Origin of the sequence: Brachyspira sp. G79 (genome assembly GCF_002379365.1) — a bacterium.
Taxonomy (GTDB): domain Bacteria; phylum Spirochaetota; class Brachyspiria; order Brachyspirales; family Brachyspiraceae; genus Brachyspira.
In genome coordinates this window covers 2,272,727-2,282,043 of sequence record NZ_JQIU01000008.1, presented here as the reverse complement: position 1 = coordinate 2,282,043, position 9,317 = coordinate 2,272,727, and the positions used below count along the sequence as shown (strand labels likewise).

The 9,317-nt window shown below is 27.5% G+C and carries 7 protein-coding genes and 1 pseudogene; 6 read left to right on the top strand and 2 right to left on the bottom strand.

From position 1 onward, the window contains the following. The 5 genes and pseudogenes from KQ44_RS11560 to KQ44_RS11540 form a co-directional block, all read left to right on the top strand. The coding region (locus KQ44_RS11560; RefSeq protein WP_096737537.1) for a DUF6320 domain-containing protein at nt 1-438 on the top strand (438 nt) is incomplete at its 5' end. 44 nt (nt 439-482) lie between these two features. Beyond that, the gene (locus KQ44_RS11555) at nt 483-1,394 is read left to right on the top strand and encodes an alpha/beta hydrolase (protein WP_096737536.1); all 912 of its coding nucleotides are present in this window, start codon (nt 483-485) and stop codon (nt 1,392-1,394) included. 253 nt (nt 1,395-1,647) lie between these two features. After that, on the top strand, nt 1,648-2,238 hold the full coding sequence (locus KQ44_RS11550) for a hypothetical protein (protein ID WP_096737535.1): 591 nt from the start codon (nt 1,648-1,650) through the stop codon (nt 2,236-2,238). 337 nt (nt 2,239-2,575) lie between these two features. Further along, nucleotides 2,576-3,990, top strand: a pseudogene (gene cysS / locus KQ44_RS11545) (cysteine--tRNA ligase). 31 nt (nt 3,991-4,021) lie between these two features. Next, a complete protein-coding gene (locus KQ44_RS11540) occupies nt 4,022-4,885 on the top strand; it encodes a ribonuclease H-like domain-containing protein (RefSeq protein WP_096737534.1) in 864 nt (287 codons plus the stop codon). Here the strand turns inward: KQ44_RS11540 and KQ44_RS11535 are convergent. Continuing rightward, nucleotides 4,882-6,033: an iron-containing alcohol dehydrogenase gene (locus tag KQ44_RS11535; protein WP_096737533.1), complete on the bottom strand. Its 1,152-nt coding sequence runs from the start codon at nt 6,031-6,033 to the stop codon at nt 4,882-4,884. The two genes, KQ44_RS11540 and KQ44_RS11535, sit on opposite strands and share 4 nt — an antisense overlap. Nucleotides 6,034-6,193: 160 nt before the next feature. On the opposite strand from KQ44_RS11535, the gene KQ44_RS11530 reads away from it, so the two are divergent. Next, nucleotides 6,194-7,072 carry a tetratricopeptide repeat protein gene (locus KQ44_RS11530; RefSeq protein WP_096737532.1) on the top strand — a complete coding sequence of 293 codons (879 nt, stop codon included), beginning with the start codon at nt 6,194-6,196 and terminating at the stop codon, nt 7,070-7,072. A gap of 128 nt (nt 7,073-7,200) precedes the next feature. Here the strand turns inward: KQ44_RS11530 and KQ44_RS11525 are convergent, their stop codons facing one another. Further along, complete coding sequence (locus KQ44_RS11525) at nt 7,201-9,051, bottom strand: methyl-accepting chemotaxis protein (RefSeq protein ID WP_096737531.1); 1,851 nt, start codon at nt 9,049-9,051, stop codon at nt 7,201-7,203. Between the last annotated feature and the right edge of the window lie 266 nt (nt 9,052-9,317).

The window sequence follows — 9,317 nt, the reverse complement described above, 5'->3', positions numbered from 1 at the left end:
TATAATTGGGCTGTAATATCCGTAATATCAATAATATGTGCATACCTTACTTATATATGTTTTACTGCAAGCACATTGTATATAAGACAGAAATTACTTATAGAGTTTTTTATACTTACTCCTCTTATTATAATAATAGATATATTTACTGGTTTTCATAAATGGTCTTTAAATTATGCCGTATCATTTTTATCATTAGCTTTGAATATAGCTATGCTTTTAATTGCTGTTATAGATAGAAAATACTTTAATGAATATGTATCTTATATAATATCATCATCATTTATTTCTATGTTAATGATATCACTGCCTTTATTTAATTTTTATTATTTAAGCAGTTTACTAGCATTTTCTTTTGCTATAATAGTAATTTTAACTATGATTATATTATTTAATGCAGATTTTATATCATCTCTAAAAAAGATTTTTCATCTATAAAAATATAAAAAATAGATAAAAATAAAAAGTTAAGGAGTTTATTTATGAATGATGAATTAAAAGATTATGAGAGTTTGGATAAAGAGACAAGAGAAAAGGTAAGAAAAAAAAATATGATAGGTGAATACCTCACATATCCAAGTATGGCTATAAACTTTCTTAAAGCTGATAAAAAAATAAAGCCATTTAAATATCAATACGGTAAAAATAAGGCACAATACATATTATATTTTCCAGCTCAGATAAAAGAAAATGAAAAATCAAAAAAACAGATAATAGTTTATATATATGGAGGTGGCTGGAAAGAAGGAAATGCTAATCTATACAAATTTGTAGGAAGAAGATTTGCAAGAGAACATTACCGCACTGTACTATTAGGTTATAGGCTAGCTCCTAAATATAAATATCCTTGTCAAATAGAAGATGTGTTTGAGGGTTTTAATAAAGCATTAGAAGTATTAAGAGAAAAAAATATTGACTATTCTGATATAGTAGTGGCAGGCTCTTCTGCAGGTGCTCATTTGGGAGCTTTGCTTGTTTATAATAAAGAATTGCAAAAGAAATATAATATTGATAATAGTCTTTTTAAAGGCTATATATCTTTGGGCGGTCCTACTGATTTGAATGTATGCACCAATGAAAGAATAATGCCTATGCTTAATCAATTATTTGAAGAAGGCTATAATAGAGATTTAGCAAATCCATATTCTCATATAGATGGAAGTGAAAAAACCCAAGTATTATGTCTGCATTCAGAAATAGACCCAGTATGCGAAGTAGAAAACTCCATTAACTTTTCAAATAAAATTAATAGTTTTAATAAAGGTCTTGCTGAATGCATCATATTAAAAGGGAAAAAAATATATCATAATGATTTAGTAAATGGAATATTCTTTGAGGATATGGACAGCGAGCATATATTAAATAAAATTATCGATTGGATTGATAAATTATAATATATATTATAAAAATAAAATGTGCTATTAACTCTTTTAATAAATCTTCTATAAAGTTTATTCTAACATATAGTATATGGTATAATACATATATAAAAAACAAAATATAATTGTTTATGTGTATATTTGTGTATATTAAAGAAAATTAACAGAATATAGCTATTTAATAATAAACTAATAAAAAATAAGTGTATTGACAAATTAATTGATGACGATAATAAATAAAACAAAATTATAAATGGAAATATATTTTATGAAAAAAAGTTTTGTATATTTATTATTTGTTTTTATGTTTTTTATATCAATAAATATCAAAGCAAATGCCGAAGATAATTTTATTATGTCTATGATAAACTCAATGCAGATAGAAGATGTAGCAGATATATCTATTTCAGACGAAAACTCAACTATGACTTTTATGCAGCTTGCAGAAAATTATGCAGCTATCATTATGAATAAAAATGCCTCACCAGAACAATTAGAGGCATTAGGAAATATTATAAAAATGTGGATGGATACTATTACAGAAAACTCCTCAAAAGAGCAGATGTTTGATGAATACAGCAGACTTACTTCAACACTTTCTTGTATGTCTATTCACTTAATATTAAGAATAGCGATAAAAGATAATAATATACCTACAGAATCAGCTCAGAAAAATATTTATGAAACTATTAATAATAAGTTTATCCCTTCTTTTGCCGACTTTAAAAATGAAGGCTGGAAAACAGAGTTTAATTTTTATGTAATCAATATGTCAGCCGCCGTTTGTAAATGGTATGAAAATAATTCTCAAAAATTAGACTATCCAGACTTTAAAGTATGGAGAGATGGCAGCTTCTAAAATAAACATTATTCATTATTCAAGGAGGAATTAAATAATGGAAAAAAAAGAAGAGAAAAAAGATCTCAAAAGCCTAATATCTAAATATAAAGAACAGGCTACTATAGTAATAAGAAAAAATAAAAATATATAATTTTTTTATTATTAAGTATTATATTTAGAAAACTATTTTATTTATTAATGATTATAATAAATAAAGCATTATTATCCCTCTTAAAAAATATTTTAAGGGGGATTTTTGTATTGTTTTTCATCTATTATAAAAAATACATAACAGCACCTTGACAAATAAAGTCTTTTAAGTAAAATGTTTATAATATTTTAAGGAAAATTTTTTATGAAAGAGATAGTATTATATAATTCATTAACTAGAGAAAAAGAGACGTTCAAACCTATTAAAGATGGCGAAGTAGGTATGTACTCCTGCGGACCTACTGTATATAATTATGCTCATATAGGTAATTTCAGAGCTTATGTATTTAGTGACTTACTTAGAAGAGTATTAGAAGATTATGGATACAATGTTAAACTTGTTATGAATTTAACTGATGTTGATGATAAAACTATAAAAAACTCTAAAGAAAATCATATTTCTTTAAATGAATATACTAAAAAATATAAAGAAGCATTCTTTGAAGATATAAAAACTTTGGGAATAAAAAAAGCTTCAGTTAATCCTGCTGCCACTGACCATATAAAAGAGATGATTGATATTATAGAACTTCTCAAAAAAAACGGACATACTTATGAGGCAGACGGTTCAGTATATTTCAAAATAAGCACATTTCCAGAATACGGGGAGCTGGCTAATCTTGATAAACAGGAACTTCTTGAAGGAGCTTCAGGACGCGTACTTAATGATGAATACGATAAAGAAAATGCAAGCGATTTTGTACTTTGGAAAGCATATACCGAAGAAGACGGCGATGTTTACTGGGATTCTCCATTTGGTAAAGGAAGACCTGGCTGGCATATAGAATGTTCTGCTATGAGCTGTAAATATTTGGGTAAGCATTTTGATATACATACTGGAGGAGTTGATAATAAATTCCCTCATCATGAAAATGAAATAGCTCAAAATGAAGCAGCATTCAATGAAAAGTTTGTTAATTATTGGCTTCACTGCGAGCATTTAATAGTTGATGGTGAAAAAATGTCAAAATCTAAAGGCAATTTTTATACTTTGAGAGATTTACTTGATAAAGGACTTTCTAAAGAGGCTATAAGATATTCGCTTATAAACTCTCATTACAGAAAACAATTAAATTTTACTATAGAAGGCATTAAACAATCTCAAAGTGCTATTGACAGAGTGAATGACTTTGTATTTAGATTAAAAGATATAAACAAAACTGATACTAATGAAATTAATGATAAATTATCAAAAGAAATAGATGAAGCTAATGATAAATTTTCTGATTCTGTTTATAATGATTTAAATATTTCAGAAGCACTTGGAGTATTATTTACACTTATAAAAAATGCAAATACATCTTTTGATTCTCTCAACAATGAAACAAGAGATAAAATGCTCAAATTTATAGAAAGAGTAAATAATATAATAAACTGCTTTAAGATAAATGATACAGAAGAAAATAAAGATGATGAAGAGATTAATAAACTAATAGAAGAACGTACACTAGCAAAAAAAGAAAAAATTATCAAAAAGCAGATGAAATAAGAAATCAATTATTATCTATGGGTATAGAGATAATGGATACGCCTCAAGGTGTAAAGTGGAAAAGAAAATAACTGTAAACAATAAAATAATAAAGGTAATTATGTGGATTTATTGAAGAGAACATTTCAGCATATAGAGGGAATCGGTCCTAAAAAAGAAAGTCTCCTATGGGAAGAAGGAGCTCTTGATTGGGAGGATACTTTAAAAAACATAGATTATTATGCTATGCCTAAAAGTATCCGAGAAGCCCTCAAAGATGAACTTCCTAGAAGTATTTATAATTATAAAAATAAAAACTATCATTATTTCTTAAAAAGATTTCCAACATCTATAATATACAGGCTTTATCCTTTTTTTATGGACAAAACTGTTTTTTTGGATATAGAAACTACTGGAATAAAACCTTCTAAAGCAGATATTACAGTTATAGGCTGTTATGACGGCAAGGATATGAGAGTATTTGTTCATGGAAGAAATGAAAATGAATTTCTTGATTATATAAAAAATTATTCTATAGTAGTAACATTTAACGGTTCATGTTTTGATATACCTTTTCTTGAGAGATACTTTGCTACAACAATAAAATGTGCTCAAATAGATTTACGCTTTGTACTTAAAGAGCTTGGATATACAGGCGGATTAAAAAAAATAGAACAGGACGTAGGACTTTCACGCGGTGATGATATGGAAGGAGTTACAGGATATACAGCAGTTTTACTATGGAATTATTATCAGGATACTAAAGATGAAACGGCCATTGATTCCCTTATACATTATAATCTGCTTGATACTATAAACTTAGAGTATCTTTTATGTTTGGCATACAATAAATATGCTGAAAGTTATAACTGCGGTCTTTTGCAATATAAAACTCTTCCTTCTATTACCAGCTATAAGCCTAATAAAAAACTCATAGATGCCTTACATAAAAAGCCTTACAAATACGCTCCTAAAAGCGAAGATTAATATGCCTGATCTAATATAGTCATAATAGAATCAAAATTCATTGCACGAGGAAGCTGATCCATACCCTTATACTGCAATGCCAATTCTGCCACTTTATCAAATTTACTTCTGTCTATATTAATTTCATTCAATCTTGTAGGCAAATTAATATTAAGAAGGAACTTCTTTATATGCTGAGATGCTTGATTGGCTATTTCAAAAGGAGTCATTTCAGGATCTATACCATCTATAACATTAGTGAGAACAACATATTTATCAGGTGCAACCGTAATATAATATTCCATTATATGAGGAAGAAGTATAGAGCATACCATAGATTTATTAACTGCATAAACGCTATTAATAGCAATAGATAAAGCTCTTATAGCTCCTAAACTGCTATGACATGCTGAAGTTGCACATAACATATTTGCTGTAGCTAAAGTTGTTATATTATCTATATTATTACTGTCAGAAATAAGTTTTTTAAGTCCATGCATGCTTATTTTCATAGCATGAATTATTAAAGGCTCTGTTATACTTGTAAGAGTATTACTCATATATATATCAAAAGACAAAGCAAATACTGACAATGCACTGCTTATAGCATATTTTACTGGTACTGTAGTATATAGAGCGGGGTCTATAATACAGTTTGAAGAAAATACACTGTCTTCATTATTCTGTTTATTTACTTCATCATATTTATCGTAAAGACACATTCCAGTAGCTATTTCAGATAAAGAGCCCAATATTGTAGGTACAGCTATAATAGGCAAGGGCTTATGATATACTGGCTGACCATTAATATAGTCTGAAGCCTCTCCACTGTTAGTCACTACAACAGCAGCTCCTTTTGCTGTATTTTGTATTTTAAAGCCACCTACAGCAACTATTGATTCTGCTTTACTGTATCTTACCAAATTGGCAATTATATCAGCAGCATCACTTGTACTTGTAGAGTTTACATCAGAATAAACCATTACATTAATAAATTTCTCATTAAGTTTATTAACTATTTGATCTATTAATCCTGTTTGATTGAAAGAAGCTCCATCTGTTACCAATACTGTTCTTCCGCCGTACTTTTTGATAATGTCTGACAAATAATCAAGAGAATCAATTCCAAATGTAATTTTTGTTGGTATATTAAATTCTATTATAGCCATATTGTTCTTCTATTTTTTATATTTCTTACTATATATTCGGAAATATGAGCCTTAATTTTAATAGATAATAAGTAAAATTTATTCTGATTTTTTTATTATTATATTTGACTTATTATAAATATTTAAGTTTATTTATAATATATACACATGCAAAAATATTATGGATAAAGAATTTTATATAAAAAAAGCTGAAGAATTATATAAAAATAAAGACTATCAAAACCTGTTTGATATATATGAAAAGCTCATAGAGATAGAGAAAGATTCAAAGTACTATTTCAGAGCTGGATTTTCCCTTTATATGCTTTCAAGATATAAAGAAGCTATTAAATATTTTAAAAAAGCATTCGATACAGCTTTAGAAAATAAAAACAGTATTCATTATTATTATTTCTTTTATCTTGGAGCTTCATACAATAATATAAATGAATATAAAAAAGCTATTAAATATTTAAATCTCTCTTTAGAGGTATCACCTTATAACCATAATATACATAGATGGATTGCTTCATCATATTACAGCCTATGCGAATATAAAAAGGCACTCAAGTATTATACTAATGTTCTTAATATAGAAGGCATTACTGCTGAAAATCTTAAATGGATAGGAATATGTCATTACAGACTTCATAATTATGATGAAGCCATAGAATATTTAGAAAAATCTGCTCAATGTAATAAAAACAATAAAAAAGATTATCATACAGCATTATGCCTTGGAGTATCATATTATAAAATGGATAAATATAAAAAGGCTATGGAAAATCTATTAGAAGCAAAAGAAATATATGATGATAATGATATCATATATTATTATATGGGGCTTTGCTCTTTGTCAGTTAAAGATTATATAAATGCCATAGAAAATTTTAATAAACAGCTTGACATACTTAAAAATGATAATATATATACTATATGCTATCTTTCTGTATGCTATTACAAATTAAAAGATTATAAAAAGCATTTAAAACTGATAAAAAAAGTAAGAGAGCTACAAAAATGTACCATCCAAAAATATTCTTTCAGTAAATGTATATAAAACCAAATTTGATTTTAACAAACTTAAGAATTTTTAGTATATACCTAAACAAATATAATTAAGATATTAATAATATAAAAAAGCCCGTAAATTACAGGCTTTTTCAAAATATACAAATAAAAAATAATTTACTGCACCTTAAAGAAAGAGACAACCTCTTCCAAATGATTAGCTTGATCAAGAAGAGATCTTGAAGCTGCTGTAGACTCTTCTACCAAAGAGGCATTCTGCTGAGTTATGCCGTCCATTTTTGATACTGCTGTATTAACCTGATCTACCCCTGCTTCCTGTTCTACTGCTGTCTGGCTAATATCACTCATAATTTTTGAAGTTTCCTCTATTTTTATTTCTATGTCTCTAAATATATCCTGAGAATGTCTTGCCATTTCTGCTGATTTATTTATTTTTTCATAAATATCTTCTATAAGCAAAGTAATATCTTTAGCTGAAGTTTGAGAGTTTTGTGCTAGATTTCTAACTTCGCTTGCTACTACCGCAAAACCTCTGCCTTGATCTCCTGCACGGGCTGCTTCTACCGCCGCATTCAAAGCAAGTATATTTGTCTGAAAAGCAATGTCTTCTATAACTTTGGTAATATCCTTAATCTTCGCACTTGCTGCATAAACATCTTCTATCATCTTTGTAGTGTCTGCGATAACACTTCCGCCTTCGATAACAGCATTTCTTGAAGCTATCATAACATTATTTCCATCTACTGAGTTTTGTGCTGATGATTTTATAGTAGAAGCCATCTCTTCCATAGAAGAAGCTGTCTCTTCCAAACTTGATGCCTGATACTCTGTTCTCTGTGCCAAGTCTTCACTTCCTTTATGAAGCTCTGAGGCGGCACTTGCTATCTCCTTTGAAGCTGCAAGAACTTCGGAAATTACCTCTACAAATCTGTTTCTCATAGTATCGAATGAATTAGATAATTCTCCTATTTCATCGTCCTTTTTTGATAATTGAGATTTAAACATGAAATTACCTTTTGCCATTTGCTGAGCTTCATCAACTATATTTCTTATAGGTTTAATAGTTTTTCCTATATAAAAACCTGATATCAAAGAAGAAATAATAACGCCTGCTATACCTAATAATATACCTATAATAGTCATCTTCTTACTTTCAGCATATAATAAATTATGTGTAATTCCCGCCATCATAAACCAAGGCTGAATTTTCATCTTTTTAAAAAATGCTGTTCTGGAAACATTATGAAAATCATATGTAAATATACCAGAAGACTGCCCTGCAGGAGGTTTTAATGAAGCATTTGGAACAATACCTATAGTATCATTAATATTATGATATACACACTGTAAATCATCTTCATTTAATACAAATATACTTCTAGCTTCTGATAATTCATTTCTAGCATCTGCTAAAGTTTCATTTATAATCTTTGACCAATCAATAAATGCTACAAAACTTCCTATAAGTTCACCTTCCAAGCTATAAATAGAATGCACTACAGGAAGTACATATCCTTTATTTATATCAGACTTGTATATATTATCGCTTGTAGCATGATCATATCCTGAATCTACAAACTCTTTCCACATTTTAGGATAAGTTGAAGCCATATCAAGTCCTGCATTTTTAGTATCTCCATTATATGCCTCTATTACTTTACCGTCCAAACCTATTAAATCTAATGTTACTATATAATCATTATTATCAAATAAATTTACCATAGTACTTATGGCTCTTTCTCTTAAATTTTCATTTCTTGTCTGCATATATTCTATTACTGCAGGTATCCTTGAATATGCATCCATTATGATTAACTGATCATTAATGATAGTATCAAGAAGTGTAGAATAACCATTAACTGAAGTTTCAAATCCTGAATATGTTGCATTATTTATAGCTTTATTAGCTATTTTTATTGAAGTGAAAATTATTGTAAAAGATAATATTACAATAACGATATTAACTATTAAAGGAATTTTTACAACTATACTATTAAATCTTCTCATAAATAAACACTCTCTCTAAAATAAGAAATTAGATATTATAAAAATAGTTATTATTTAATAATGAAAATTAAAACATAAAAACTACTAACACTATAGTTGTATAGTATAGTTTAATTGATAAAAAAAGTCAATTATATTAATATAAATATTAATTATCAATTAATAGAAAATACACGAGGTATCTTTATATAGTATTATATTAGTATAAAAAATAATTATATTATACAAAAAAGTGATAAAAAAATCTTTGTATAATATAATTATAT

Bases quoted from the DNA above. Each gene is read 5' to 3' on its own strand.
- KQ44_RS11555 (WP_096737536.1), top strand. From the start codon at position 483: ATGAATGATGAATTAAAAGATTATGAGAGTTTGGATAAAGAGACAAGA.
- KQ44_RS11550 (WP_096737535.1), top strand. From the start codon at position 1,648: ATGAAAAAAAGTTTTGTATATTTATTATTTGTTTTTATGTTTTTTATA.
- KQ44_RS11535 (WP_096737533.1), bottom strand. From the start codon at position 6,033: ATGGCTATAATAGAATTTAATATACCAACAAAAATTACATTTGGAATT.
- KQ44_RS11530 (WP_096737532.1), top strand. From the start codon at position 6,194: ATGGATAAAGAATTTTATATAAAAAAAGCTGAAGAATTATATAAAAAT.
- KQ44_RS11525 (WP_096737531.1), bottom strand. From the start codon at position 9,051: ATGAGAAGATTTAATAGTATAGTTGTAAAAATTCCTTTAATAGTTAAT.